Raw genomic sequence first — 26242 nt, 5'->3', positions numbered from 1 at the left:
GGCGGAAACTGCAAGATCGCGAAGGAGGGGGGCGGGGTGGGGAGGTAGGCTTTCGGGGCGGGTGAGCTGGGGGAGGGCTTGTGAGCGCTGCGGAGGTCATCGCCAGGCTGGCGGCGGCGGCACAGAAGCTGGACGAGGCGAAGGCCCGCACGGCTGCCGCCGCGCAGGACGCGGCCGAGGCGCGGGCGCTCGTCGCGGGCGCGCTCGAAGGCGCGACGGCGGGGCCGCTGATCGGGGTGATCGACGCCTATCGGCAGGCGCTCGCCCAGGCCGCGCAGGGTGGCGAGCCGGCCCGCCAGCACGTGCGGGAGACCATCGCGAAGGTCCAGGCGCTGGGCAACTGACCGGTCGTCACGGGTCGGTGAGGACCAGCCAGTCGCCGTCGCGCCGGGTGACGGTGACGTCCGACGGCCAGATGTGGGTGACCGCCGTGGACGCGCGGGCCTGGTCGACCAGGGGGCGGCGGGCCAGGACCGCGCCCTCGAAGCGGGCCCGGCCGTGGAACACGGCCCGGCCGAAGTTGGTGCCGCCCTCGAAGCGCGCGCCCTCGAACCAGGCATCCTCGCCGAACTCGGTCCAGCGGAACAGCGCCATGTCGGCGAAGCGGGCGCGGTGGAAGCCGGCGTACGCGGCGAACGCGGTGTGCTCCATGGACAGTCCGCTGAGGAACTCCGCTTCGCGGAAGGTGGCGCTGCCGGCGAAGGTGGCCCGGTCGAAGCCGCTCGGCTGACGCAGCGTGGCGCCCCGGAACGAGAACTCCCCGAAGCGTGTCCCCCGGCAGGACAGCGCGCCGCCGAGGTCGGCCCGGTCGAAGCTGGTCCGGCCGGTGATCCGTGCGTCGTCGAGCACGATCTCGGCGTCGCCGGTGAGGTCGTCGCACACCACGTCGGCGAACTCGGCGGTCAGCCGCAGCCGGCCGTGCACGACCGCGCCGGTGAGGCTGGTGGTGCCGGTGCAGACCGCGCCGGTGAGGTCGAGGTCGACCAGGGTGCAGCCGGCGGCGTCGAAGTCGTCCAGCCGGGCGCCGGTCAGGTCCAGCGTGATGCCGGGCCACCAGGTCGTCCGGTCCGCCCGCAGGTGCCGGGTGAGGATCCGCTGCGCGGTGCGGCGCACCTCGGTCTCGCGCGGGTCGTCGGGCGCCGGCATCCGGAGGTACGCGCAGAGCACCGCCACGATGGTCGGGCGCTGCCCCGGGTTGTCCTGACCGAGCCGTTCCAGCGCGTGCAGGCCGCCCAGGCGTACCCCGGGGTTGTCGCTGCCGACGAGTTCGACGGCCCGGACGTACAGCTCGGTGAGCCGGCGCTCGGCGGCGTCGTGCTCGGCGGCGGTGGCCTGGCGTTCCTGGTGCCGCGCGGCGGCCTCGGCGACGGTCTCGGTGTGCGCCTGCACCCGGTCGCGGTGCGTCTGGTCGCGGGCGGCGACCGCCTCCTGGTTCCGCTGGCCGCGTTCGCTGATCCACTGTCGACGGGCGGCGAGGAGCAGCGCGAGCCCGCCGCCGGTGCCGGCGACCACGGTGAGGCCGGTGCGGATGGCGTCAACGCGCAGCGTGGCGCGGGTGTCGGGCTGGACGGCCCGGTCGGCCTCGGCGAGCAGCCAGTCGAGCACCAGCCAGCCGAGCAGGCCGGCGAGCAGCAGCCCGAGCGGCACCAGCCACCAGGGCATCACCCGGAGCGGTTTCTCCGGCGGCGGCGGGTCGGACACGGTGCCCAGCATGCCATCCGTCGCGACGTACCGGGGGGCGCCGATCGCCGTTGGAAATGCCGGTTCGTGCGCGGGGGGAGACAACTGGTTACCGGCGCGTAACTTTTTATTGACGTATGTGAAATCGGACACGCATCATCGTTCCCACGATCGATCGGATCCCACCCGTCCCTCCCGGTCACCCCGGGTGCCCCCTCCCATCGGAGGTGCAGCCCATGCTGCTCCGAACGATCCTGGCCGCCACCACCATCGCCGCCACCGCCCTGCTCGTCCCGGCCACCGCCGCCCACGCCGCCGCGCCCGCCACCCGGCCGGACGCCGTCACCACCACCGACGCCGCCCCCGCCGGCACCGCCACCGCCGCCGAACGGGCCGCCGCCGCGGCCGCCGACCCGGTCGTCGTGGTCGGTGGCCTGATCGGAATCTCCATCGCGTACGAGCCGATCGCCGCCCGGCTGCGCGCCGACGGCTACCGGGTCTCCATCTACCAGTTGCCCAACCTCGGCTTCGGCGACATCCGCGAGTCCGCCCGGGCGCTGTCGTCCTACGTGGACCAGGTCCGCGCCGCCACCGGCGCGAGCCGGGTGGACCTGGTCACCCACTCCGAGGGCGGCCTGGTCAGCCGCTGGTACGTCAAGTTCCTCGGCGGCGCCGACAAGGTCGACCAGTACGTCAGCCTCGGCAGCCCGCAGTACGGCACGTACGTCGCCAACATCCTCGCGGTCGTCGGGCTGGGCAGCTGCGCCGGCATCGTCGCCTGCCAGCAGATGACCATCGGGTCGAGCTTCCTGGCCGAGCTGAACGGTGGCGACGACACCCCCGGCCCGGTCCGCTGGACCACGGTGCGCACCTGGCAGGACGAACTGGTCCGGCCGGTCGACAACGCCGTGCTCGCCGACGGCGCGACGAACGTGCTGGTGCAGGCGTGGTGCCCGCTGCGGGTCGTCGGTCACCTCGGCCTGGTCCTCGACGGCACCACCTACACGGCGGTGCGGCAGACGCTGGCCGGCGCCGCGATCCGGCCGAACTGCTTCGCGGTCTGAGCCGTCCCGGGCCCGCCGTCGGGGCGGGCCCGGGACGACCGCGCTCACCCGTCGGCGCGCCCCCGGATCAGGTCGGCGGCCCGCCAGGCCAGCGCCGTCACCGGGGCGCTGGTCCAGCCGGCCACCATCACCGGCAGCACCGAGGCGTCCACCACCCGCAGCCCGTCGACGCCGCGGACCCGCAGCTCGGGGTCGACCACGTGGTCGTCGTCCGCCCCCATCCCGCAGGTGCCGACCGCGTGGTAGCCGCAGTAGCCGCGCGCCACCGCCGCCTCGAGGATCTCCTCGTCGGTCCGCGTCGCCGCGCCGGGCACCGTCTCCGCCCGGAGCCGCTTCGCGATCGGGCCGGTGGCGAAGAACTCCCGCATCCGCCGGAACAGGTCCACCGCCACCCGCCGGTCGTGCTCGGTGGCTAGGTAGTTCGCCACGATCGTCGGTGGGACGCGCGGATCGGCGTCGGTGACGGCGAGGCTGCCCTCGCTGTCCGGCCGGGTCACCGTGCCGAGGCACATCACGCCCGGCTCCCGTTCCAGCTCCAGCGCCCGGCCGGGGCGGGGCGGCGCGGCCGAGAACGGCGCCATCAGCAGGTGCCCGTCCGGGCGGTCCAGGTCCGGCCGGGACTTCACGTGCGCGGCCACGTCGAGCACCGGCAGCGCCAACGGGCCGCCGCGGGTGAGCAGCCAGCGCAGCGTCGCCCGGGCCTGCCCGAGCGGGCTGCCGAGCCGGGCGTTGTGACCGCCCGGCCCGGCGAGCCGGTACTGCAGGGCGATCGACCGGTGCTCCCGCAGCCCGGCGCCCACCCGGGGGCGGTCGAGCAGCACCGGCACCCCGGCGGCGCGCAGCGTGTCGGCCGGACCGATGCCGGAGACCTGCAGCAACTGCGGGGTGGCCAGCGCGCCGGCGGCGAGGATCACCTCGCCGGCCGTCCGGTGCTCGACCTCCCGGCCCCGGTGCGCCACCCGGACACCGACCGCCCGGCCGTCCTCGACGAGCACCCGGAGCGCGAGCGCGTCGACCACGACGGTCAGGTTGGGCCGGCGGCGGGCCGGGTGCAGGAACGCGTCCGCGGCGCTGACCCGCCGGCCGCGGTGGATGGTCGCGGTCGGGTACCCGATCCGCTCGTCGTCGTCGGCGTCCAGGTCGTCCACCGGCCGCCATCCCAGCTCGGCCCCGGTGGACACCATCTCCTCGGCCAGCGGGTCGGTGCCGGTGGCGACGGAGAGCCGTACCGGCCCGCCGACACCCCGGTGCGGCGCGGGCCCCAGCGGATGGTCCTCCAGTTTGCGGAACGCTTCCCGCACCGCCGACCAGCCCCAGCCCAGCGGTGCCAGCGCGTCCCAGTCCCGGGCCGCGCCGCGGCTCCAGATCATGCCGTTGACCGAGGTCGAGCCGCCGATCATCCGGCCGCGTTGCCAGGTCTCCCGCCAGTCCGGCCCGATCGTCGCCGGGTAGTGCCAGGCGGTGCGCGGGTCGTCCATCAACCGGGAGAACGCCTTCGGCACCCGGACGAGCGGGCTGCGGTCCCAGCCCCCGGCCTCCAGCAGCAGCACCCGGGTGCCCGGGTCCTCGCTCAGCCGGTCGGCCAGCACGCAGCCCGCCGCCCCGGCGCCCACCACGACGTAGTCGAATTCCACCGCCCAGGACCCCCAGTCACGAGAATCCTTCCGACAGTAGTTTCTCGATCACGCCACGGATAGAGGGCCGGTCAGGCCGCCTCGGCCAGCGCCTCGTACTCGTGGTCGGTCGGCTCCACCTCGTCGGCCGTCCCGTTCTCCTCCGGGGGCCCACCGACGACGTGCCCGGGATCGGCAGCATCACCGGCGACCGGCGCGACAGCCACGCCAGGGCGAGCTGTGCCGGGGTCAGGCGCGGGACCGGGGCGGTCGTCCGGCGGCGAGTGCGTCCACCGCCGCGAGGTCCTCGGTCGTGGCGTCCACCAGCGCCAGGTCGCGGAGGAACCCCACCCACACCGGCTCGATCCCCGGTGCCTCGGCGAACCGCTCCCCGGTGACCCGCCCGCCCGCGTACGCCACCGTGCGGTCGGCGAGGTCCCGCACCTCGTCCGGGGTGTACCAGCCGACGTCGTGAGCGGCGCCGGGGTCGGCCCGGACGCCGCCGGTGACCGCCGCCCGGAACAGGAACCAGTCATGGCCGGTGCCGCGCGGGCCGGGCCGCCGCCGGCAGGCGTTGGGCCGCCAGCCGTCCGCCACCGGGTCCAGCGTCAGGACGGTCAGGCCGACCTCCTCCGCCACCTCGCGGCGGGCGGCGTCGGCCGGGGTGCCGTGGTCGTCCACGTGTCCGGCGACCGGGGCCATCCCCACCGGGGCAGTGGCCCGGCGCAGCAGCAGCAACCGGCCGGCCGGGTCGGTGATCAGCACGCCGACGCTGGTGTTGTCGCACCGACGCGGCGAGTCGGCGGCCGGCCGGTTTCCGTGGAGATTCGTCATGGCGTGCTGCGCCCCCGTGTGCTTCCCGACCATTCGCTCGGTCCGCACCACTTTTATCCCATTGACGAACGCAAGTCAACGCTTGTGTTTGAAGCGATCCCGTATACGCTGGCACCGGCTTTGCAGGAATTGCATGCGAGTGCGCCCCGGAGTGGTGGCGACTGCTCGTTGTATTCACACCCCTATATCGAAACCCTTATCTTGCACGCGGCGACCCCTGTATTTGCGCGCGGCAACCCCTAAGGAGTTGAAGCATGAGTGGTGACGATTCCGGCGAGGCCGGTCTCGACGGGCCCCGCCGTTTCCGCGACACCGCGAAGATGATGCGTCTGTCGCAGGGCAACTGGCGCGAGGCGGAGAGCGGGGGCCTGATCAACCTGCACCTCGAGTGCCGGCCCGACGGCACCCTGCACGACCCGGACACGGGCCGCTCGTTCCTCAACCTCAGCTCCTACTCGTACCTCGGCCTGAACACGCACCCGGCGGTGGTGCAGGGCGCGATCGACGCCCTGACCTCCCAGGGCTGCGTCGGTCTGGGCATCACGCCCACCCGGATGCGCCCGTCGGTGCTGCGGCAGGCCCAGGACCAGCTCTCCGAGATCTGGCGGGCGCAGTGCCTGCTGGCGCTCTCCTGCAGCGTGGCGACCGCCGGGCTGCTGCCGCTCGTGTCGTCGGGCCACCTCGTCGACGGCCGGCCCCGGGTCACGGTCTTCGACAAGCGCAGCCACTTCTGTATGGACTACGTGAAACCGATCTGCGCCGACGAGGCGCCCGTGCTGGTCGCGCCGCACAACGACATCGACTTCGTCGAGGACGCGTGCAAGAAGTACGGGCGAGTGGCCTACGTCGCCGACGGCGCCTATTCGATGGGCGGCCTCGCAGATCTGGACGGCCTACTGTATCTCCAGGACCGGTACGGCCTCTTTCTGTGGATGGACGATTCGCACGCCATTTCGGTCATGGGTGACCGGGGCGAGGGTTACATCCGCTCGAAGATGGGTGAACTCAACGACCTGACGCTCATTACCGGATCGCTGGAGAAGGGGTTCGGCTGTTCCGGCGGTGTGGTGATGCTCCCCGCGTCGGTCGATCCCGCCCTGGTCAACACGTTCGCCGGACCGATGTGCTGGTCGCAGACCCCGAGCGTGGCCAACATGGGCAGCGTGCTGGCCTCGGCCCGGCTGCACGCCGGCCCGGAGCTGCACCACCTGCAGAGCCGGTTGCGCGCCAACCTCGACTACTTCGACTCGCGGGTGCCTAGCGAGTCCGCCGGCAGCATCCTGCCGGTGCGGGCGCTTCCGGTGGGCGACCGGGACCTGGCCGTGGACCTGTCCCGGCGGCTGCTCGACGAGGGCTTCTACTGCGCGCCGGTCTACTTCCCGGTCACCTCCCGGGGGCGGGAGGGCCTGCGGGTGATGATCCGGGCCAACCTCGGTGACGAGAACCTGCGCCGCTTCGTCGACCTGCTCGTCGAGTGGGTGGTGCCCCACCTGCGGGGGGCGGACGCCGCCGCGGTCACCGGGAGCGCGAGATGACAGTCGTCGAGGGCGTACCCCGGACCCGGTCCCGCGGGATCTGCCGCTGCCTCCTCGTCACCCCGGCCATCCGGATGGAGCGGTTCCTCGGCAGCGCGGAGGACGCCGCCGACATCCACCTGCTCGACCTGGAGGACTCCGTGCCGCCGGAGGCCAAGCACGACGCGCGGCAGGCGGTGGCCGCGCTCGACCCGCTGGCGGTGCCGGCCGGCTACAGCCTGCGCGTCAACCCGATCCGGTCCCCGGAGGGCCTGCGCGACCTGCACATGGTGCTCGACGCCCGGACCGCCCCCGACATGATCGTACTGCCCAAGGTGGAGTCGCCCTACGACGTCGAACTCGTCGACGACGTCCTCGCCGGGGCCGGGATCGACACCGTGCTGTGGGCGATCCTGGAGACCGCCGCCGGGCTGGAGAGCGCGATGGCCGTCGCCCGGTCCCGCCCCCGCCTGGTGGCGCTGACCTTCGGCGCGGCCGACTTCTGCGCCGACACCGGCACCGCGATGGAGTGGGAGCCGTTGCTGATGGCCCGGTCCCGCGTCGCGCTGGCCGCCCGGTCGGCCGGCATCGAGGCGGTGGACGGCCCCACGTTCGACCTGGACGACGCCGCCGGGCTCGAGTCCGACGCCCGGCGCGCCGCCGCGCTCGGCTACACCGGCAAGGTGGCCGTGCACCCCGGCCAGGTCGACGTCATCAACGAGGTGTTCACCCCCAGCACCGCCGACGTGCACCGCGCGGACCGGATCGTGGGCGAGTTCCGGCGGACCGGTTCCAGCATCATCACCATGGACGGCCGGATGCTCGGTCCGCCCTTCCTGCGCCAGGCCGAGAGCACGCTGGCCCGGGCGGGGCGGTCGCGATGAGGCCGCCGCGCGCGTTCACCGAGGTCGCGCCGGGCCGCTACCGCGAATCCCGGGGCCTCTACTACGACGAGTTCGACGTCGGCGACGTGATCGAACACCGTCCCGGCCGGACCGTCACCGAGACGGACAACGTCTGGATGTCGCTGCTCAGCCTCAACGCCCACCCGCTGCACATCGACGCGGCCTACGCCGAGGAGACCGAGTTCGGCCGTCCGGTCGTGTCGAGCCTGGTGACGCTCGCCATCGTCGGCGGGATGAGCACGAACGGCACCAGCGCGCGGGCGGTGGCGAACCTCGGCTGGGACGAGATCCGGCTCAGCGCGCCGGTCTTCGTCGGCGACACGCTGACCGCCGAGTCCGAGGTGGTGGCCAAGCGCCTCTCCCGGTCCCGCCCCGGCGCCGGCGTGGTGACGTTCCGGACCCGGGGACTCAAGTCCGACGGCACCACGGTCATGGTCTTCACCCGCAGCGCGCTGATCCCCTGCGCCGACGGGAGCGGCGCCACGTGAGCGGCGGACCCGGCCTCGTCCCGCTGGTGGTCGACCGGCAGGCCGTCGCCGACGCGGCGGACCTGCCCGGCCTGGTCGAGGAACTGCGTCGGGGGTACGCCGAGGGGCATCGTGCCGCCGCCCGTACCCCGCACCGGACCACCGTGGCCGGCACGGACCCGCCGGCGATGTTCGGGGTCATGCCCTCGGTCAGCTCCCGGGACGGCCTCTTCGTGACGAAGCTGGCCGCCCTGGTACCGGACCGTCCGGCCGGGGAACCCGCGATACACGCGCTCTCCGTGGTGATGTCGACGCGGACCGGACGTCCGCTGGCGGTCCTGGACGGCGCGGCCGTGACCGACCTGCGGTGCGCCGCCGTGACCGCGCTGGTGACCGACCTGTGCACCCCGGACCGGCCGCTGCACGTGGGCCTGGTCGGCAGCGGGGCGCTGGCCCGGCAGCAGGTGCGCGGGATGTGCGCGGTGCGGCCGCTGGCCTCGGTCACGGTCACCAGCCGACGGCCCGGCAACGCCGAGGCGTTCGCCCGGTGGGTCGCCGGGCTGGTCGGCCCGGGGTGCCGAGTGGAGGTCGCCGACCGGCCGGCGGACGTGGTCGACGGGCGGGACGTGATCGGCACGGCGACCGGCTCGGCCGAGCCGCTGATCGTCCGGCTGCCGCCCGTGCCGGTGCACGTCAACTGCATGGGCGCGCACACGGCCGACCGCCGGGAGGTGGCGTCCGACCTGCTGCGGGAGCACCTGCTGCTGGTCGAGGACCGGGAGCTGGCCGTCGCCGAGGCGGGCCCGGCGCACCGGGACGCCACCGACCTCGGCGCGCTGCTCGCCGACCTGCCGGCCGACCTGGCGTCGCGGACCACGGTGTTCAGCTCGACCGGTGACCCGTGGGCCGACCTGGTGACCGCCGCGCACGTGCTCCGCCGGGTGCGTCCCCGCGTGGCGGTCGGCTGATGCGCGTGCTGGTGACCGGCGCCGCGGGGCGGCTGGGCGGGGCGTGCGTCGCGGCGCTGGCCCACGCCGGGCACGAGGTCCGCGCCGTCCAGCACCGCCGTCCGGTCGCGCCCGTCCCGGGCCGGCGGATCGAGGTACGGCGGGGTGCGCCGGCGGACCTCACCCGCGACGTCGACGCGGTCGTGCACTGTGCCTTCCGGTTCGCGCCGCACCCGTCCGCCGACTACCGGCGGGACAACCTGGACGCCGCGCTGCGGCTGATGGAACACGGGCGGGCCCATGACGTCCGCACGTTCGTGCACGTCTCCAGCGTGATGGTGTACGGCCTGGACGCCGGGGGCGCAGTCGCGCTGCCGGAGACGCGGTCGCCGGCCGCCGTCGCCGAGGTGCTGGACCCGTACCCGGCGATGAAGATCGAGCTGGAGCGCCGGCTGGGCGCGCTGGCGGAGCGGCTCGGCGTGAACCTGGTGGTGGTCCGCCCGGGGATCCTCTTCGACGACCGCACCCCACCGGTGGTCCGTACCGTGGGGCGGTTCGGCCTGCTGGTCGGCGCGGGCCGCAACCACCTGCCGTTCGTGCACGCCGCGGACGTCGCCGACCTGGTCCGGCGGGCGGTGGAGGACGGCCGTCCGGCGGTCTACCATGCGGCGCCCGCCCGACCCGTCGCGGCGCTGCCGTTCGCCCGGGCCTGGTGCCGGCGGCACGCCCCCGGCCTGCGGGTGCTGCCGGTGCCGCGGCCGGCCTACGCGGCGCTGGGCCTGCTCACCTGGGCCGCCGCCCGGGCCCGCGGCCGGCCCGCCCGGTGGCCCAACCTCCGCTACGGCATCCGCCGGTCCACCCGGGACCTGCGGTACGACGTCAGCCGGGCCCGCGCGCTCGGCTGGGACGACGCGCGCACCCGGACCGTCCAGGAAGGGATCGACCGATGACCGGCTCGTGGCCGCTGATGGAACCGACTCCGGTCACCGACCGGCTGGACGCGGCGTTCCGGCACGTCGACTTCGGCGGGTGCCACGTCTTCGTGCTGCTGGGGCATCCGCGCTCGGACATCGGCAAGGGGCAGTTGGTGGCCCGGCTGGCCGCGACCGTCCCCGGTCCGGCGACAGTGGTCAAGTTCGACGGCATCCTCAACACCAACGAACGCGGCAACCACCCGTCGCCGACCGACGACCTCGCCACCTACCGGCGGTTCCTGCCGGACACGGTGATGGGCTGGCCGAACCAGATCCTCGGCGGTGACGTGCTGCTGTCCTTCCTGCGCGAGTTCGGCGGCACAGACTGGGAGCACCTCAGCTTCGTGCCGCACCTGAGCCGGTTCTTCCTGCTCACCCTGCACCGGGCCTGGGTCGACGCGGGCCGCCCGGCGCACCTGTTCGTCGAGTTGGGCGGCACCGTCTTCGACCAGGAGCTGACCACGTACGTGCTGCCGGCGCTGTCGATGCTCACCACGCCGGCGAACGCCCGGCTGACCACCGCGTTGCTCTCCGAGCTGCCGGGCGGTTTCGTGGAGCCGAAGACCCGGGCCCTGCAGGAGTGCCTGACCGGCAGCCTCCGCTTCGGCCTGGTCTACGACGTGTTGTTCCTGCGGGTGCCGGAGCGGGATCCGGGGGACGACGACCTGAGCGCGTTGGAGGCGGCCGTCGCGGCGAAGCTCCGGCGGCACCTGGTGCACCGGCCGGCGCCGCCGCGGCTGGTGCTGGTGCCGACGTTCGAGGGGCCGGCCCTGGACGGCTACCTCGACTACCTGCACCGCCGGCGGCACCTCGTCGCCGACCTCGGCGAGCCCGCGGGGCGGCCGTGACCACGACCGGCGTGCGGGCGCGCCGGCCCGACGAGACGAGAGAGGGTGCGGTCCCATGTGCGGGATAGCTGCCGCCGTCCCCGCCGACCGGTCCGCCGTCGAGGCGGCCCTGGCCGGCATGAGCCACCGCGGCCCGGACGCGACGGCCGTGCTCGACGACCCCCGGTTCACCCTCGGGGTGGTCCGGCTCGCCATCACCGACCTGGCACACGGGGACCAGCCGCTGCGGTCGCCCGGCGGACGGGCCTGGGTGGTGTTCAACGGCGCGGTCTACAACCATCACCGGATCCTCGACGAGGTGGGGGTGCGCGCGCCGTCGGGCAACGACGGTCACGTCGTCGGCATCCTCTACGAGAAGTACGGGCTGCGGTTCGCCGACCACCTGGAGGGCATGTACGCGGTCTGCCTCTACGACCTGGAGCAGGACCTGCTCGTCGTGGCGGTGGACGGCATCGGCGTGAAGCCGCTGTACGCGGCACGCCGGGGCGGGGCGCTCTTCGTCAGCAGCACGCCGGAGACGATCCCCGCCGAGCTGCGACCGTTCGCCTGCCGGGTGGCTCCGGGAACGGTGTGGTCGTCCCGGGGGGACGTCGTCGCGATCAGCCCCCGCCCTCGCGAGGGGACCCTGCGGGACCTGGTGGTGACCGCCGTACGGGACCAGATCCCGGCGGAGGTGCGGTGGGGCTGCATGCTCAGCGGTGGCCTGGACAGCTCGCTGCTGACCGCGATCGCGACCAGGGAGGTGGGGCTGGTCAGCACGTTCACCGCCGGGCTGGAGGGCAGCGCCGACCTCGACGCGGCACGGGAGGTGGCGGCGTACCTGGGCACCGACCACCACGAGGTGATCTTTGACGAGGCGGAGATCCCCGACCTCCTCGACGCCGTGGTCACGCACACGGTCAGTCCGGACGTCTTCACCGTGCTCGGCGGGGTGGGCACCTGGCTCACCGCCCGGCTCGCCCACGACGCCGGGGTGCGGGTGCTGCTCTCCGGCGAGGGCGCGGACGAGCTGTTCGGCGGCTACGGCTTCTACGCCGACCTGCCGCCGGCCATGGTCGAGCCGTGGATGCGCTTCGAGCAGCGCGATCTGGGCGCGCGGGAGTGTCTGCGGCTGGACCGCTGCGCCATGGCGCACCACGTCGAGGCGCGGGTGCCGTACCTGGACTCGGCGGTGGTCGCCCACGCGCGCGCCCTGCCGCCGGCCCGCAAGATCGACTACTCGGTGCGTCCGGCCCGGCAGAAGGTCGCGCTGCGGGAGATCGCGGAGGAGTTCCTCCCGGCGCACCTGGCGCACCGGCCCAAGATGCCGTTCCCCGACGGTGCCGGCTACCTGCACGCCGTCGGTCGCTTCGCCGCCGGCCGGATCACCGGCGCGGACCTGGCCGAGCTGTTCGAGCAGCCGGAGGCCGCCGCCTTCCTCCAGGCCGCGCCGGAGATGCAGGGGTACGGCCTGCGCACCGCCGCCTACCTCTGGCAGCGGTGGAGCGCGCTCTTTCCCGACCTGAGCGCCGACTACCGGGGCCTGGTCCGCCGGGGGCTGCTGCGGCGCACCCTGCGCCACGGCACGTACACCCGCGAGGACTTCCTCGCGGCGGTCGGCGCGGGCCCGGGGGCGGTCGGGTCGTCCGGCCCGCCGATCGATTGAGCCCCTACAATCCCCCGGGTACGAACGGGACGGACCACCGGCCGTCGGTGACGAGAGAGGCTTGCCGTTTCATGCACGCTGCGCAGGACACCTCGCTGATGGATCCGCCGCGGGAGACGGGCCCGGACGACCCGGCCGACGGCGGGCCGGAGAACGCCTCCTTCGCGGCCGCCCGCAAGCGGTCGGAGGCGATCGAGCAGGAGCTGCGCGAGGACCCGTCCCGGTTCCGGGTGCTGACCGGCGACCGGCCGACCGGCCGGCTGCACGTCGGTCACCTCTTCGGCTCGCTGGAGAACCGGGTCCGGTTGCAGGACGCCGGGGTGGAGACCTTCGTCATCATCGCCGACTACCAGGTCATCACCGACCGGGACGCGGTCGGGCCGGTGGGCGAACGGGTGCTCTCGCTGGTCACCGACTACCTGGCCGTGGGGCTCGACCCGAGCCGCTGCACGATCTTCGCCCACTCCGCCGTGCCGGCGCTCAACCAGCTGATGCTGCCGTTCCTCGCCCTGGTCACCGACGCCGAGCTGCGCCGCAACCCGACCGTGAAGGCGGAGCTGGCGGCCACCAACGGCCGCCCGATGTCCGGGCTGATGCTGACCTACCCGGTGCACCAGGCCGCCGACATCCTGTTCTGCAAGGCCAACCTGGTGCCGGTCGGCAAGGACCAGTTGCCGCACGTCGAGCAGTCCCGGTCGATCGCCCGCCGGTTCGACGAGATCTACGGCCGCGCCGACCAGCGGCACGCCGTGTTCCCCCGGCCGGACGCCCTGCTCTCCGAGGCGGTGAACATCCTCGGCGTGGACGGGCAGAAGATGAGCAAGTCCCGGGGCAACGCCATCGAGCTGGCGATGAGCGCCGACGTCACGGCCAAGCTGATCCGCCGGGCCGTCACCGACAGCGAGCGGCGGATCACCTGGGAGCCGCAGCGCCGCCCGGAGGTGGCCAACCTGCTGCTGCTGGCCGCGCTCAGCAGCGGCCGGTCGCCGGAGGAACTGGCCGACGAGCTGGCCGGTGCCGGCGGCGCCGGGCTGAAGGCCGTGGTGACCGAGGCGGTCAACGAGCGGCTGGCCCCGATCCGCAGCCGGCGGGCGGAGCTGGCGGCCGACGAGGGTTACCTGCGTTCGGTGCTGGCCGAGGGCAACCGCCGGGCCAACGAGGTCGGTGACGCCACGCTGGCCGAGGTCCGCGCCGCCATGGGGATGGTCTACTGAGTCCTCGGGGAGGGACCGGGTGCACGTTCCGACCGGATCGATCGCGTTCGTCAGCATGGGCCACTACCCGTCCGGCTTCCGGGTGGGTGGCATCTCCAACGTGATGGCCGGGTGGGCGCAGGCGCTCACCCGGCGCTACGAGGTGCACGTGGTCGCCGTCTACGACACGGTGCCCGACGACCTGGACCGCGCCTTCGCCACGCACGCCCACCGGCTCGCCGGGGTCCGCAAGCACGTGGTGGGCAGCCCGGCGGAGGCCGCCGAGGTGGTGGCCGGCATCGACCTCGTCTCGCTGCACCAGGAGGCGCACTGGCTGCCCCACCTGCCGCGGGCGGGCCTGATGATGCACAACCCGCCCTGCTTCGCGCCCGGCCGGGTCTGGCCGCCGGCAGCCACGGCCGGCGCGCTGCGCGCCGCCATCGCCGGGGCGCCGTCCCGGCAGGCGTGCTCACGGTGGCTGGCCGGGCTGATCGAGGCCGAGGTCGACCGCCCGGTGGACGTCGTCACCCCGTTCGTGGCCGCCGAGTTCGTCGAGCAGCCGCGCGTCGGGAAGGGACGGCACCTGGTGTGGGCGGGGCGCCTGGTGGCGAACAAGGGGCTCGCCGACGCGGCGGCGGCCGCCGGCCGTCTCGGGGTGGAGCTGCTGGTCACCGACGTCACCCCCGGCGTGGTCGACCCGGACACCGCCGACTTCCGGGACCGGTTGCGCCGGCTGCCCGGGGTGCGGCTGGTCCCGCCGCCGTCGTCCCCCGCCGAGATGGCCGGCCTGTTCGCCGCCGCCTCCGCCGTGGTCCTGCCCTCGGTCGGCGAGCCCTTCGGCATGGTCTCCATCGAGGCGCAGGCCAGCGGCACGAGAACCGTGGTGTACGACGACGCGGGCCTGCCCGAGACGGTCGGGCCGGCCGCGGTCGCGGTGCCCGTGGGTGACCTCGACGCGCTGACCGGGGCGGTCCGCGACGCGCTGGACGCGCCGGACGTGCCGGACGCCGACCGGGCCCGGATCGCCGAGCGGTTCGGCCTCGACCGCTCGGTGCGTGCGCTGCTGCGCAGCCTCGGCGGCGACCCCGGCCCGGTCGGTGTCGCCGCGCCGGCCCGGTCCTCGGGCGGCGCCCGATGAGCGCCCCGGCCGGGACGCCGCTGCGGCTGGGGCTCTACGCGCTGCCGTTCGGGTACGGGCCGGCGAGCAAGGCCGTCGCCGTCGCCGAGGCGGTGCAGCGGCGGCTGGGTGACGCCGTGCGCTGGACGTTCGTGTCCAGCGGTCTGGGTCTGGAGCTGCTCCGACGCACCGGGTTGCCGGCCCGGGTGGTGGACACCGGCAGCGTCCACGACGCCGAGCGGGCCGGGGTGGACGTGCGGCCGAGCCTCGACGCGCTGATCGTGGTCATGCACCGGCCGCTGGCCGCCCGGCTGGCGCCGGAGCTGCCGGTGTTCTGCGTCGACAGCCTGGCCTACATGTGGCGGCCGGACTCGTTCGCCGGCTTCCCCGGCATCGGAGCGGTACGCCGCTACTGGGTGCAGGACCTGTTCGACTCGGTGGAGGTGATGGGCCGCACCGGCGTGCCCAACGTCCGGGCCGTCCCGCCGATCACCGACGTCGAGCCCCGGCCGGGCGGTCCCGACCCGGCGGCGGAGCCCGGCGCGCCGACCGTGGCCAGCCTCGGTGGCCTGCTCAACCCCTACCCGGGCAGCCAGCACGTCTACCTGGAACACGTGCTGCGCCTGGTCTCCGACGCGTCGGCGCGCCCGCCGGTGGTGCTCACCAGCGCGGGCGCGATCGACCGGTTCGCCGACCTCTTCGCCGGGTTCGACGCCCGCTCGCTCAGCCACGACGCGGCGCTCGCGCTGTTCCGGGGCGCGGCGGCGGTCTTCGCGCCCCCGGGCCTGACCACGATCCTGGAGCTGGCCCAGCTCGGCCGGCCGATGCTGCCGCTGCCCCCGGAGAACTACTCCCAGGTGCTCAACCTGCGCCGGTTGCTGCGCCACCACGGCGCGGACCTTGGTCCCGCCTGGCGGGTGCTGGACGCCGCGTACGCGCCGATCGGGTCGGACCTGCCCGAGGGCGACGGGGTCCGCGCGGTGCACGACCTCAACGAGCGGGTGCTGGCCGACCCGGCGTTCGGCGCGGCGCTCGCCGAGGCATGGCGGCATCCCGGCCAGCGCGACACCCCGCTCCCCGCGGCGCTGCGCGCCCCGGTCAGCGGCGCCACGGTCATCGCGGACGATCTGGCGGAGTGCCTCGGGCGCTGACGGCGCCCACCGGCACCGGCCCGGCCGGCGGCGGGGGAGGGTCGGCACGGTAGCGGCGGCGCACCCGGGCCAGCGCGACCGCGGCGACGGCGGCCATCGGCAGGAACACCAGCGGCCCGAGCGGGCTCACCAGCGGCGCGACCACGGTGCTGCCGAGCGCCACCGCGCCGGTGTTGGTGGCCATCGTGACGGCGGCCCCGGTCGCCTGGTCCGCGTCGCCCGCCTCACCCATCACCAGCGAGGTGAGCGCGGCGTGCGCCAGCGGCAGGGAGGCGCCGACCAGCGCCCCGCCGGCGATCCAGGCCGGGACGCCGAGCGTGCTCGCGGTGGCCCAGGTGACCAGGCCGGCGGCGAGCAGGCCGAGCCCGAGCTGGGCCAACCGGCGGTCCGGCAGCCGGCGGCGGGCGGCCACCGCGGCGGCCACGGCGGCGGTGAGCGCCACCACCGAGACAGTCACCGAGAAGACCACGGCGGGCTGGTCGGCGGCCCGGATCAGGCGGGCCACGTAGAGCCGGGAGGTGTCGCTGGCCAGCGCGTACCCGGCGGCGGCCAGCACCGCGGTGGAGCCGAACAGCCGCCAGGACGGCCGGCGGGCCGACGCCGGCCCGCCGGGCGGCGCGGGCGGCGGCGGCACGTCGCGGAGCGTCCGCGCGGCTGCCGCCATGATCACCGTGACGGCGAGGAAGGTGACGGCGTTCGCCACCGCCGCCACCGGCACCGGATGACCGACGGTGGCGATCAGGAAGGCCGCCACCGGTGGTCCGGCGGTGCGGCCGAGCTGGAACTGGATGCTGTCCAGCAGCAGTTGGCGGGTACGGCTCGCGGTGCCCGGCCAGGCGCTGACCAGGGCCAGCCACGACGGGCCGCCGAAGCCGACCGCGAACGGGGTGACCGAGCAGACGACCGCCACCAGCAGCGCCCGGCGGGTGGACAGGCCGCCACCGGTGTCCCAGGCGGCGGCGGCCACCGCCAGGCAGCTCACCGCCTCGACCGCGGACGACCAGACCAGGGTACGGACGTGCCCGAACCGGCGGGCCGCCCGCGCCCCGAGCAGCACGCCCGGGATCGTGCCCAGCAGGGCGGAGATCTGCCACACGGCGAGCACCGCCGCCGGCAGGCGGTTGTCGCCCAGCGCCCAGGCGATGTTCACCCACTGGGCCGAGGCCGCGGTGTTGGACAGCAGCGCGAAGCACCAGAAAACGGGGAAGGGCACCACCGGCCGAGCCTACCGGCCGGCGGACCCGGTATCGGTGGGCGTCGCTGCCCGGTAGGGGTCGTGCGGGGTTGGCAGAACCGGCCCCGGTGCCCGAAGCTGGCACCGGCGCCACCACCGGGTGCGCCGTGACGACGATGGGGAGCCGGTGCACATCGGACTCGGTTTCGACGAGGCGTACGTGCCGCACGCGCGGGTCCTCATCGAGAGCATCCTGCGGGAGAGCGCCCTGGCGGCGCCCCGGTTCTGGCTGATCACCGACCGCGAGCCGGGCCGGGCCGTACGTGACGCCGTCCGGCGGCAGGTCGGCGACCGCGGGGAGGCGCACTTCCTGCCGGTGGAGCAGGTCGCGCACCTGCCGCTGTCCACCCGGGACAGCGCCCGGCACATCTCCCAGGGCATGTACCTGCGCCTGTTCATGCCCTGGCTCGTGCCCGCCGAGCTGGACCGGCTGCTCTACCTCGACTGCGACATGCTCTGCACCGGGCCGTTGACCGGGCTCGCCGAGGTCGAGCTGGGCGACGCGGTGGTCGGCGCGGTCCGCGACGCGTACACCCGGCGGTTGGCCGACGGGGGCGCGCTGCCGGGGCTGCGCGAGGAGGCCACGCTCGACCCGCAGGCGCCCTACTTCAACTCGGGCATGCTGCTGATCGACCTGGCGCGCTGGCGGGAGGCGGACGTCACCCGCGACGCGCTGGCGTACGTCGAGCGGCACGCCGACGCGGCCCGTTACCCCGACCAGGACGCGCTGAACCACGTCCTGTTCGGGCGGTGGCGCCGGCTGCCGCACCGGTGGAACCACATGATGGGCTGGCGGCTGGAGCCGGTCTACGGCGGCGACCCGGCCCGGGCGTCCCTGGTGCACTGCGTCGGTCCGAAGAAGTTCTGGACCGACGAGTTCCCCGACTTCAGCGAGTTCGGCCGGCGCTACTGGAAGTACCGCGCGGAGGTGGGCGGCTGAGCCGTCCCTCGGCTCAGGCGAGGAACGGCAGTTGCTCCGCCGGCACCGGGTCCGCCGGCGGCCGGCCGTCGACGAACCGTTCCACCTCCTGGACCGCCTGGTCGCCGAGGCGGCGCAGCTCGGTGCCCTGCGCGCCGGCGACGTGCGGGGTGATCAGGACGTTCGGCAGCTCCCGCAGCGGATGGTCCAGCGGCAGCGGCTCGGGGTCGGTCACGTCCAGCACGGCCGAGAGCCGGCCGCTGCGCAGGTGGACGAGCAGCGCGTCCTGGTCCAGCAGCCCGGCCCGGGCGGTGTTGATCAGAGTGCCGCCGTCGGGCATCAGCGCCAGCTCGGCCGCACCGACCATCCCCGCGGTGTCCGGGGTGAGCGGGGCGTGCAGGCTGACGATCGACGCCTCCGCGAACAACCGGTTCAGGCTCACCGGCCGCACCCCGAGCCGCCGCGCGTCGTCCGCGTCGAGGTACGGGTCGTGGCAGAGCAGCCGGAAGCCGAGGCCGGACAGCCGGGCCGCCACCAGCCGGCCGACCCGGGACGCGCCGAGCAGACCCACCGTCCGGTCCGCGTTGCCCGTCTCCGGGTAGCCGGTCAGCAGGGCCCGGCGGTCCAGGGTGTGCCGGTAGCGCGCGGCGGCGGCGAGGACGTTCTTGCCGGCCAGCAGCACCATCGCCACCGTGTAGTCGGCCACCGGCACCGCGTTGGCCCGCGCCGAGCTGGTCACCCGGATGCCGCGCGCCCACACCGCCGGGTCCAGCAGGTCCTTCACCGAACCACCGGTGTGCACCACCGCGCGCAGGCGGGGCAGGCCGGCCAGCTCCGCCGCGCCGACCCGGGGACAGCCCCAACCGGTCACCAGCAGCTCGGTGCGGCGCAACGCCGCCGGCGACGCGTCCGCCCAGGAGGTCCATGTGCCGGGGGCGAGGGCGAGCAGCCGGTCCAGGCGGGCCCGGTCGGCGGGGGAGAAGAGCTGGTCGGGCAGGTCCGCGCGCATCAGCAGGGCGGCCGGGATCATCCGGGTCCTCCTCAGTAGGCGAAGCTGACGCTGCGCGGCCGGGGCGTGGCCTTGTAGCGCGGTTGCTGCCCCCGCTTCCACAGCAGGCTGGCCAGCTCGACCGGGTGCAGCGGGTCGCCGTCCGCCGCCGCCCGCCGGGCCAGCCGCTCGCACACCTCCACCGCGCCGGCCCGCAGCTCCACCTCGGGCGCCGAGCCGTGCTCCAGCGGCCGCCCGGCCCGCAGCGCGTCGGCCAGCTCCGCGGAGACCTCCAGCAGCCCGTCCTCGATCAGCACGTGCGGGATGAGGTTGTCCGCGAACGCGGTGAGCCGGCCGAGGTCGGCGAACCGCCGCGTCCCCCCGGGGTCGTGGCACAGCGACAGGCCGTACGTCGCGAGCTGGGCCCGCTTGTGGAACGGCACCGCCAGGTCGCCATGGTGGGAGACGTCCCGCCAGTGCGGCATCCCGGCCAGGACCGCCACCATCCGCGTCGGCGACCCGGCCGCCTCCTCCACCAGCGCCGGGTACTCCCCGCCGAACCGGTCCCGGGTGTACGCGCCCAGCTCGTTCCAGGCGGTGGCGAACATGGTCATCAGGGTGAACGCCGGGCCCCGCGTCGGCTGGCCGAACAGCTCCGCGCAGGCGTGCGCGTCCAGGCCGGCCAGGTACGCCGGATCCGGCACGCCCTGCCGGAGCACCCGGTCGAGCAGGTGCTGACCGATGGTCCGGGCGCCGGACAGGCCGGGCAGCTTCACCAGGTGCGGGTGCAGTCCGGAGCCGAAGTTGATCGCGTCACGGACGATCACGAACCCGATCCGGGTCCGTTCGTCCGGCAGCCGGGACAGCCCGGACTCCACCGGCGGCCGGCGGCGCAGCTCGTCCAGGTAGCCGGCGTCGACCGGGCGCGACGACGGCCGGACGTGCGCGGCCCGGGCCGCCACCGTGGCGGCGGCGACGCGCAGCGCGGCCGGGTGGTCCGGGTACGTCCGCGGCGCCGCGGCCACGCCCGTGGTCTGGTCGGTCATCCACTCTCCTCAGAGCTTCGCGGGACCAAGGGACTCCAGCGCGGCGAGGTGCAGCTCCGCCACCCGGGCCCAGTCGTGTGCGTCGCGCAGCCGCCCGCTCGCCGCGCACGCCCGGTCGAGGCGGGCGTCGTCCAGCGAGTCCAGGCAGCGGGTCAGGTCGGCCCGGGTGCGGCCGTACGGGATGGCGGATCCGCCGAGCATCTCGGTGAGGAACGGCCACGGCGACACCAGCGCCGGCAGTCCCCGCCCGACCGCGTCAGCGACAGTGCCGGTGGCCAGCATGTCGCCGTCGCAGAACGGCAGCACCAGCACGTCGATCGCGGCGAGCCGGCGGTTGTACTCGCCGCGGGGCACCAGCTCGTAGGGCACGACCCGGATCCGGGGGTCCGGCGGGCGGGGCAGCTCCGGGGTGCCGGAGAGCACGAGCAGTTCGATGTCGTCGCGGTCGCAGGCGGCCACCGCGTCGATCACGAGCGCGACGTCCTTCTCCGGCCGGGGCGCCCCGATCACGCCGAGGCGCAGCACCCCGGGGCGCAGGCCGAACTCCGCCTCGGTGCGGGTCCGGTCGTCGTCGCGGATGCCGGTCATCAGGTCGCCGAAGTGTCCGTGCGGGATCACCAGGTGGCGGGCGTGGTCGGGGTACGGCAACTCGGCGCACGCCCGGTCCCGCCCGCGCGCGCTGTGGTGGATCACGCCGTCGGCGGCGGCCGCCCAGGCCTGGTAGACGCCGCGCCACTCCGGCCGCCGGTCGTGCGGCGTGAGGTTGTGCTGGGTGAGCAGGAGCCGGGTGCCGCTGTCGCGCACCGCGTCGATCAGCGCGAGGTGCCCGGCCAGGTCCGGCGGGAGGAGCCGCTCCGGCCAGTGCAGGTGGAACACGTCCACCTCGGCGAGGATCTCCCGGTGCCGGTCGAGCTGCGCGCGGGTGAGCGCCACCTCGTGCACCCGGTCGCGCAGCGGGGCGTAGAGCAGGGCGTCGTAGTGGTGGCCGTACGCCGAGCTGGCCACCCGCAGCTTCGGCGTGACCGACCAGCGGAAGTCCAGCCGGGTGGCCGGTGCCAACTCCACCTGGTGCACGACCGGCAGCTCACCGAAGTAGCTGCGGTAGTCCTTCACGCCGCGCACCTCGACGGTGGTGACCACGTCCGCCGGGCCGACCGCGAACTCGACCCGCAACGGCCGGGCCGCCGCCTCCGTCACCTGCAGGGCGACCGCGTCCGGCGGCTCGTCGAACCGCAGCTCCTCGTGCACGTGCAGGGTCCGGCCGCGCACCTCGTAGCGGGCCCGGCGTGTCGCCCGCACCGGCGCGGGCTCGTCGGCGACCTGCCGCCGGCCGGTATCCGGCCAGCGGTGGTGCACCACCTCCAGGCGGCCCGGCCGGTGGACCACCTCGTCGGGCAGGCCGGCCGGCGCGACCGTACGCCCGTCGTACACCGCCACCGGCACCCCGGCGGCGAGGGCGCTGTCCACCGGCACCTCGAACAGGCCGGGCCACTGCGGCGCGGGCAGGTAGTCCGAGACGGTGGAGCCGACCAGCGGCAGGACGAACGCGGTGTGCGCCGAGCGGTACGACCACACGCCGGCGTGCCGGTCGCGGTCGAACCAGAAGACCGCGTCGCGCGTCCGGCGCGGGGTAGGGCCCGGCACCGGCACGGCGTCCAGCGCGTTCGCGGCGTCCAGCAGCTTGCCGAAGCAGTCGAGGGTCATCTGCAGCCGCCGGGCGGGACCCCGGTACGCGTACGTCGACCGGTGGCGGTGCGACTGGATCAGCCCCTGGTCGAACCAGGGCCGCAGCGCGGTGAGCGCGTCCCCGGCCCGGGCCGCCCACTCGTCCGGGCCGGTCGGGGACAGCTCGGGGCGGCGGGCGACCAGCCCGGCCAGCTCGATCGTGAGGCAGCGGGCCAGCGCCCCGGCGGAGCGGCCCCACCCGACGGCGGTCCCGCTGTCGGTGACCACCAGCTCCACCAGGGCGAGCGCCTGGCGGGCCCCCGCCTCCCAGGCCGGGCCGATCCGGGCGGCCAGCGGCTCCGCGACCAGATACAGGGCCGGGCCGTAGACGTCGAACCGGCCGGAGCCGTCGGTGGAGTCGTCCAGTTGCCGGCCCGGCGTCTCGTCGATCAGGGCGCGGGTGCGCGCGACCAGGTCGTCCAGCGCCGCGTCGTCGACGGGCAGCCCGAGTTCGGCCCGGGCGTGCTCGCAGCGGGCCAGCACGGCGGCGTAGTTGCGCGGCGTGCGGGCGTCCAGCCAGGCGTCGTGCGGCCCGGTGTCCACCGCGGCCCGCAGGTGCGCCTGCCGCTCGGGCGGCAGCCGGGACAGCAGCGCGTTGTCCGCCCACGACCCGAACCGGCGCAACGTCTCGGCCACCCGGTAGGAGGCGAACGTGTGGGTGCGTGGGCCGTCGACCGCGCCGAGCACCGTCGTCAGCGCCTCGTCGACAGGGGTGCCGGCGAGGTGGGTGACCCCGCCGGCGTGCAGCAGCCCGAGGACGTGGGCGAGGTCGGCGTGCACGTCCGCCTGCACCGGGAACCCCGCGAAGACGCGCGGTACGCGGAAGGCCGGCGCGTACCGGGTGACGAACTCGGTGAGCGTGCCGACCACGACGTCGCGGACGGCCTGGCCCAGCGACGACGGGGCCGGGGCGGTGTCGGCCTCCCCGGGCGGGCCGGCGAACCACGGTGAGGCGTTCGCGGCCGGTCCCCGGTCGATGTGCACGGGGAAAGATATCAATGCCCCGGAGGCGCTGGCAACGATGGGACGAACGCCCCGGCAGGTCGGTGACCGGGCGCCCGGCGGGCAGTTGCGGCGAGCGGCCCCGCGGCGGGGCGGGACCGTGCGAGGCTGGGCGGGACGCCGCTGGAGGAGGTGCGCATGGGCGCGACGCCCCGGCTCGACTTCGCGCTGGACACGTACGAGTGCATCGTGCTCTATCCCGGCCCCTCCGGGCGGGCGCTGCCGGAGGAGACCGTGCAGCGGCTCCAGTCCGAGCACCTGCGGCACATGCAGGCGTTGCAGCGGCGCGGCATCGTGCTGGTCGACGGCTCGGTCGACGGCCCGGCCCGCGAACCGGACCCGCCGATCGGGTTCGGGCTGGCCCGCACCGGTTCGGTGGACGACGTGCGCAGCGTGATGGAGGCGGACCCGGCGGTGCAGGCCGGGCTCTACCGGGTGGAGGTGCTCACCTTCCTCTGCCCCGCCGGGTCGCTGGAGTTCCCGCTGGTCAAGACCGAGAGCTGAGGCACTGTCGGGCGGCCGACCGCGTGCTTCCCGGCCTCCGCCGCGCGACCGCACCCACCGGATCGCCACCGTGCCCGCCGGCATGCTGCTGTTCCCGCTGGCGCGGGCGACGGCGGTGCTGCGCGGCTACCGGGTCCGCCTCGCCTACGGCCCGGCCCGGGACCGGCTGCGCACGGCCGAGTGCCGCCACGACCCGCACGGGACGTTCTCCGCCGTGCCGCCGCTCCGCCCGCCGGGCCGCCGGCCCGCCGGGCCCCGCGACGGGGCGGCCGGGCCGGATCGGCGGGAGCACCCCGTCGACCGGTGACGGGGGGCGGTACGATTTCCGCCGCGCGGTCGCCGATGCCCGCCACACACGACGTTCCGGTGCGGTACGCCTGCCGCCCGCCCGCGCGGGTTCTTCGCGCGTCGTTGGACAACTGTTCCGCAGTCCGCAAGGGGTCGGCCGGCAGGTCGATCCGGAGGAGAGACTAGCCTGATGGGCGTGACACGCCGCGCGAAGATCGTCTGCACTCTCGGCCCCGCAACCGCTTCCCCGGAGCGTATCCGCGGTCTCGTAGAAGCCGGCATGAACGTGGCGAGGCTCAACTTCAGCCACGGCAGTCACGCCGACCACGAGTCGGTCTACCGGCTGGTCCGCGAGGCGGCCGAGGCGGCCGGCCGCCCCGTCGCCGTGCTCGCCGACCTCCAGGGCCCCAAGATCCGTCTCGGCCGGTTCGCCGACGGCCCGCACGAGTGGCGCACCGGCGACTCAGTCGTGATCACCGGCGACGAGGTGGTGGGCACCAAGGAGCGGGTCTCCTGCACCTACCGCAAGCTGCCGCAGGAGGTGAAGCCGGGCGACCGGCTGCTGATCGACGACGGCCGGGTCGCGATCGAGGTCAGCGACGTCACCGGCAACGACATCCGGTGCCTGGTCACCGAGGGCGGCCCGGTCTCCAACAACAAGGGCGTCTCGCTGCCGAACGTCGCGGTGAGCGTCCCGGCCCTGTCCGACAAGGACGCCGAGGACCTGCGCTTCGCCCTCGGCCTCGGCGTCGACCTGGTCGCGCTCTCCTTCGTCCGCTCGCCGGAGGACATCAAGCTCGTCCACTCGATCATGGACGAGGAGGGCGTGCGCCGCCCGGTCCTGGCCAAGGTCGAGAAGCCGGAGGCGGTCGACCACCTGGAGGCGATCGTGCTCTCCTTCGACGGGGTGATGGTCGCCCGTGGCGATCTCGGCGTCGAACTGCCGCTGGACCAGGTGCCGCTGGTGCAGAAGCGTGCCGTGCAGCTGTGCCGGGAGAACGCCAAGCCGGTCATCGTGGCCACCCAGATGCTCGACTCGATGATCGAGAACTCCCGCCCGACCCGCGCCGAGGCCTCCGACGTGGCCAACGCGGTGCTCGACGGCGCGGACGCGGTGATGCTCTCCGGCGAGACCAGCGTCGGCAAGTACCCGGTGCTCACAGTCAGCACGATGGCGAAGATCATCACCACCACCGAGGCCGGCTCGATCGCCGTCCCCCGGTTGCAGCACGATCCGCGTACGCACGGCGGCGCGCTCACGGTCGCCGCCTCGTCGATCGCCCGGGCCATCGGCGCCAAGGCCATGGTCGCGTTCTCGCAGACCGGTGACACCGTCAAGCGGCTGGCCCGGCTGCACTGCGACCTGCCGCTGCTGGCGTTCACGCCGGTGCCGGAGGTGCGCAACCAGCTCGCGCTCTCCTGGGGCGTGGAGACGTTCCTGATGCCGTTCGTCGAGCACACCGACGACATGTTCCGCCAGGTCGACCAGGCGCTGCTCGGCCTCAACCGGGCCAACCCGGGTGACTACGTGGTGATCGTGGCGGGCAGCCCGCCCGGCACCCCCGGCTCCACCAACACGCTGCGCGTGCACCAGCTCGGTTCGCTGGTCGACGCCGCCTCCGCGCGAGCGCTCCAGTGAGCGCGTGGAGTGAGCGGGGTTTGCGAGCCCCGCGGTCGCGAACGAAGGTGACACAGTGAGCGCGGTGGCGACCGGGCAGGCGGCGGTCGACCAGTTGCTGGAGGTCCTCGACCTCGCCCGTACCGGGGAGATGACCTTCCGGGGGATGAGCCCGCAGGTGGGCCCGCAGCGGGTCTACGGCGGCCAGGTCGCCGGCCAGGCTCTGGTCGCAGCCGGCCGCACCGTCGACGCGGAGCGGGCCGTGCACTCCCTGCACGGCTACTTCGTGCGCCCCGGCGACCCGGCCGAGCCGATCGAGTACCAGGTGGAGAACGTCCGCGACGGCCGGTCCTTCTCGGTGCGCCGCTCGGTGGCGCTGCAGCACGACGAGCCGATCTTCTTCATGTCGGCGTCGTTCCAGCGCCAGGAGGAGGGGCTGGACCACCACGCCCCGCTCCCGCCGGACGTACCCGGCCCGGACGACGTGCCGACCATGACCGACCGGCTCTCCCGCTACCCGGAGCGCCTGGGCATCTGGGGGATGATCCCGCGCCCGATCGACGTGCGCTACGTCGGCGAGCCCGGCTGGGTCCGCCCCGGCGACCGCCCGGCCGAACCGCACCAGCGGGTGTGGATGCGCCTGGACGGCAAGCTGCCGGACGATCCGCTGCTGCACGCGTGCGCCCTCACGTACGCCTCCGACCTGACGCTGCTGGACTCGGTGCTGTCGGTGCACGGCGAGGTGTGGGGGCCGGGCGGTGTGGTCGGCGCGAGCCTCGACCACGCGCTGTGGTTCCACAGGTCGTTCCGCGCCGACGAATGGTTCCTGTACGACTGCTGGAGCCCGTCCGCGTCGGGCGCCCGCGGCCTGGCCACGGGCCGGATGTTCACCACCGGCGGCCGGCACATCGCCAGCGCCGTCCAGGAGGGGTTGCTGCGGCGCGTCGGCGGCTGAAAGCCCGATCG

24 protein-coding genes and 1 pseudogene are annotated in these 26242 nt (G+C 74.8%); 17 read left to right on the top strand and 8 right to left on the bottom strand.

Going from position 1 to position 26242, the window contains the following annotated elements; all coding sequences use genetic code 11:
• Nucleotides 1–80: 80 nt before the first annotated feature.
• Nucleotides 81–344: a DUF6244 family protein gene (locus O7622_RS24630; protein WP_282310546.1), complete on the top strand. Its 264-nt coding sequence runs from the start codon at nucleotides 81–83 to the stop codon at nucleotides 342–344.
• Nucleotides 345–351: 7 nt separating this feature from the next.
• Here the strand turns inward: O7622_RS24630 and O7622_RS24625 are convergent, their stop codons facing one another.
• Complete coding sequence (locus tag O7622_RS24625; RefSeq protein WP_282310545.1) at nucleotides 352–1713, bottom strand: pentapeptide repeat-containing protein; 1362 nt, start codon at nucleotides 1711–1713, stop codon at nucleotides 352–354.
• Between the two features lie 203 nt (nucleotides 1714–1916).
• Between O7622_RS24625 and O7622_RS24620 the strand changes: the two genes are divergently transcribed.
• Nucleotides 1917–2744, top strand: coding sequence for an alpha/beta fold hydrolase (locus O7622_RS24620; RefSeq protein WP_282310544.1), 828 nt, complete (start codon nucleotides 1917–1919; stop codon nucleotides 2742–2744).
• 44 nt (nucleotides 2745–2788) lie between these two features.
• On the opposite strand, the gene O7622_RS24615 is transcribed toward O7622_RS24620, so the two are convergent.
• The 3 genes and pseudogenes from O7622_RS24615 to O7622_RS24605 all read right to left on the bottom strand — a co-directional run bounded on the left by O7622_RS24615 (nucleotide 2789) and on the right by O7622_RS24605 (nucleotide 5191).
• A complete protein-coding gene (locus tag O7622_RS24615; RefSeq protein WP_282310543.1) occupies nucleotides 2789–4378 on the bottom strand; it encodes a GMC family oxidoreductase N-terminal domain-containing protein in 1590 nt (529 codons plus the stop codon).
• Nucleotides 4379–4449: 71 nt separating this feature from the next.
• Nucleotides 4450–4607 (bottom strand): annotated as a pseudogene (locus O7622_RS24610) (oxidoreductase); the annotation flags it as partial.
• The gene (locus tag O7622_RS24605; protein ID WP_282310542.1) at nucleotides 4607–5191 is read right to left on the bottom strand and encodes an NUDIX hydrolase; all 585 of its coding nucleotides are present in this window, start codon (nucleotides 5189–5191) and stop codon (nucleotides 4607–4609) included. The pseudogene O7622_RS24610 and the gene O7622_RS24605, both read right to left, overlap by 1 nt.
• A gap of 254 nt (nucleotides 5192–5445) precedes the next feature.
• Here O7622_RS24605 and O7622_RS24600 point away from each other — a divergent pair, with 254 nt between their 5' ends.
• From O7622_RS24600 to O7622_RS24555, 10 genes are all read left to right on the top strand, one after another.
• Nucleotides 5446–6726 carry an aminotransferase class I/II-fold pyridoxal phosphate-dependent enzyme gene (locus O7622_RS24600; RefSeq protein ID WP_282310541.1) on the top strand — a complete coding sequence of 427 codons (1281 nt, stop codon included), beginning with the start codon at nucleotides 5446–5448 and terminating at the stop codon, nucleotides 6724–6726.
• Nucleotides 6723–7589 carry a CoA ester lyase gene (locus tag O7622_RS24595; protein ID WP_282310540.1) on the top strand — a complete coding sequence of 289 codons (867 nt, stop codon included), beginning with the start codon at nucleotides 6723–6725 and terminating at the stop codon, nucleotides 7587–7589. The genes O7622_RS24600 and O7622_RS24595 overlap by 4 nt, the downstream gene beginning before the upstream one ends.
• Complete coding sequence (locus O7622_RS24590; protein ID WP_282310539.1) at nucleotides 7586–8098, top strand: MaoC family dehydratase; 513 nt, start codon at nucleotides 7586–7588, stop codon at nucleotides 8096–8098. Before O7622_RS24595 ends, O7622_RS24590 begins: the two co-directional genes overlap by 4 nt.
• Nucleotides 8095–9045: a hypothetical protein gene (locus O7622_RS24585; protein ID WP_282310538.1), complete on the top strand. Its 951-nt coding sequence runs from the start codon at nucleotides 8095–8097 to the stop codon at nucleotides 9043–9045. The genes O7622_RS24590 and O7622_RS24585 overlap by 4 nt, the downstream gene beginning before the upstream one ends.
• Nucleotides 9045–9974 carry an NAD-dependent epimerase/dehydratase family protein gene (locus tag O7622_RS24580; protein ID WP_282310537.1) on the top strand — a complete coding sequence of 310 codons (930 nt, stop codon included), beginning with the start codon at nucleotides 9045–9047 and terminating at the stop codon, nucleotides 9972–9974. The genes O7622_RS24585 and O7622_RS24580 overlap by 1 nt, the downstream gene beginning before the upstream one ends.
• Complete coding sequence (locus O7622_RS24575) at nucleotides 9971–10846, top strand: hypothetical protein (RefSeq protein ID WP_282310536.1); 876 nt, start codon at nucleotides 9971–9973, stop codon at nucleotides 10844–10846. The genes O7622_RS24580 and O7622_RS24575 overlap by 4 nt, the downstream gene beginning before the upstream one ends.
• A gap of 55 nt (nucleotides 10847–10901) precedes the next feature.
• The gene (locus tag O7622_RS24570; protein WP_282310535.1) at nucleotides 10902–12491 is read left to right on the top strand and encodes an asparagine synthase-related protein; all 1590 of its coding nucleotides are present in this window, start codon (nucleotides 10902–10904) and stop codon (nucleotides 12489–12491) included.
• A 98-nt stretch (nucleotides 12492–12589) separates the two neighbouring features.
• On the top strand, nucleotides 12590–13705 hold the full coding sequence (gene trpS / locus O7622_RS24565) for a tryptophan--tRNA ligase (RefSeq protein WP_348774086.1): 1116 nt from the start codon (nucleotides 12590–12592) through the stop codon (nucleotides 13703–13705).
• 19 nt (nucleotides 13706–13724) lie between these two features.
• Nucleotides 13725–14822, top strand: coding sequence for a glycosyltransferase family 4 protein (locus O7622_RS24560; protein ID WP_282310533.1), 1098 nt, complete (start codon nucleotides 13725–13727; stop codon nucleotides 14820–14822).
• Nucleotides 14819–15952 carry a hypothetical protein gene (locus O7622_RS24555; protein WP_282310532.1) on the top strand — a complete coding sequence of 378 codons (1134 nt, stop codon included), beginning with the start codon at nucleotides 14819–14821 and terminating at the stop codon, nucleotides 15950–15952. The genes O7622_RS24560 and O7622_RS24555 overlap by 4 nt, the downstream gene beginning before the upstream one ends.
• On the opposite strand, the gene O7622_RS24550 is transcribed toward O7622_RS24555, so the two are convergent.
• Nucleotides 15915–17165 carry an MFS transporter gene (locus tag O7622_RS24550; protein ID WP_282310531.1) on the bottom strand — a complete coding sequence of 417 codons (1251 nt, stop codon included), beginning with the start codon at nucleotides 17163–17165 and terminating at the stop codon, nucleotides 15915–15917. The genes O7622_RS24555 and O7622_RS24550 overlap by 38 nt on opposite strands.
• Before the next feature lie 148 nt (nucleotides 17166–17313).
• Between O7622_RS24550 and O7622_RS24545 the strand changes: the two genes are divergently transcribed.
• Entirely contained in the window at nucleotides 17314–18126 is an 813-nt protein-coding gene (locus O7622_RS24545; protein WP_282310530.1) for a glycosyltransferase family 8 protein, read from the top strand.
• Nucleotides 18127–18139: 13 nt separating this feature from the next.
• On the opposite strand, the gene O7622_RS24540 is transcribed toward O7622_RS24545, so the two are convergent.
• From O7622_RS24540 to O7622_RS24530, 3 genes are read right to left on the bottom strand one after another with little or no spacing between them, the layout of a single operon-like run.
• Entirely contained in the window at nucleotides 18140–19135 is a 996-nt protein-coding gene (locus tag O7622_RS24540) for a hydroxyacid dehydrogenase (RefSeq protein WP_282310529.1), read from the bottom strand.
• An 11-nt stretch (nucleotides 19136–19146) separates the two neighbouring features.
• A complete protein-coding gene (locus O7622_RS24535; RefSeq protein ID WP_282310528.1) occupies nucleotides 19147–20139 on the bottom strand; it encodes a queuosine salvage family protein in 993 nt (330 codons plus the stop codon).
• A 9-nt stretch (nucleotides 20140–20148) separates the two neighbouring features.
• Nucleotides 20149–22848 (bottom strand): glycosyltransferase, encoded by a 2700-nt coding sequence (locus O7622_RS24530; protein ID WP_282310527.1) that lies wholly within the window; start codon nucleotides 22846–22848, stop codon nucleotides 20149–20151.
• A 156-nt stretch (nucleotides 22849–23004) separates the two neighbouring features.
• On the opposite strand from O7622_RS24530, the gene O7622_RS24525 reads away from it, so the two are divergent.
• The 4 genes from O7622_RS24525 to O7622_RS24510 all read left to right on the top strand — a co-directional run bounded on the left by O7622_RS24525 (nucleotide 23005) and on the right by O7622_RS24510 (nucleotide 26231).
• Entirely contained in the window at nucleotides 23005–23370 is a 366-nt protein-coding gene (locus O7622_RS24525; RefSeq protein WP_091060178.1) for a YciI family protein, read from the top strand.
• Between the two features lie 70 nt (nucleotides 23371–23440).
• Complete coding sequence (locus tag O7622_RS24520) at nucleotides 23441–23677, top strand: hypothetical protein (protein ID WP_282310526.1); 237 nt, start codon at nucleotides 23441–23443, stop codon at nucleotides 23675–23677.
• A 171-nt stretch (nucleotides 23678–23848) separates the two neighbouring features.
• Nucleotides 23849–25297, top strand: a complete 1449-nt coding sequence (pyk, locus tag O7622_RS24515) for a pyruvate kinase (protein WP_282310525.1) — start codon at nucleotides 23849–23851, stop codon at nucleotides 25295–25297.
• Nucleotides 25298–25361: 64 nt separating this feature from the next.
• Nucleotides 25362–26231: an acyl-CoA thioesterase II gene (locus O7622_RS24510; RefSeq protein ID WP_282314215.1), complete on the top strand. Its 870-nt coding sequence runs from the start codon at nucleotides 25362–25364 to the stop codon at nucleotides 26229–26231.
• Nucleotides 26232–26242: the final 11 nt, after the last annotated feature.

Source organism: Micromonospora sp. WMMD1076 (genome assembly GCF_029581475.1).
GTDB classification, from domain to species: domain Bacteria; phylum Actinomycetota; class Actinomycetes; order Mycobacteriales; family Micromonosporaceae; genus Micromonospora; species Micromonospora aurantiaca.
This window is presented reverse-complemented; position numbering and strand designations above follow the sequence as displayed.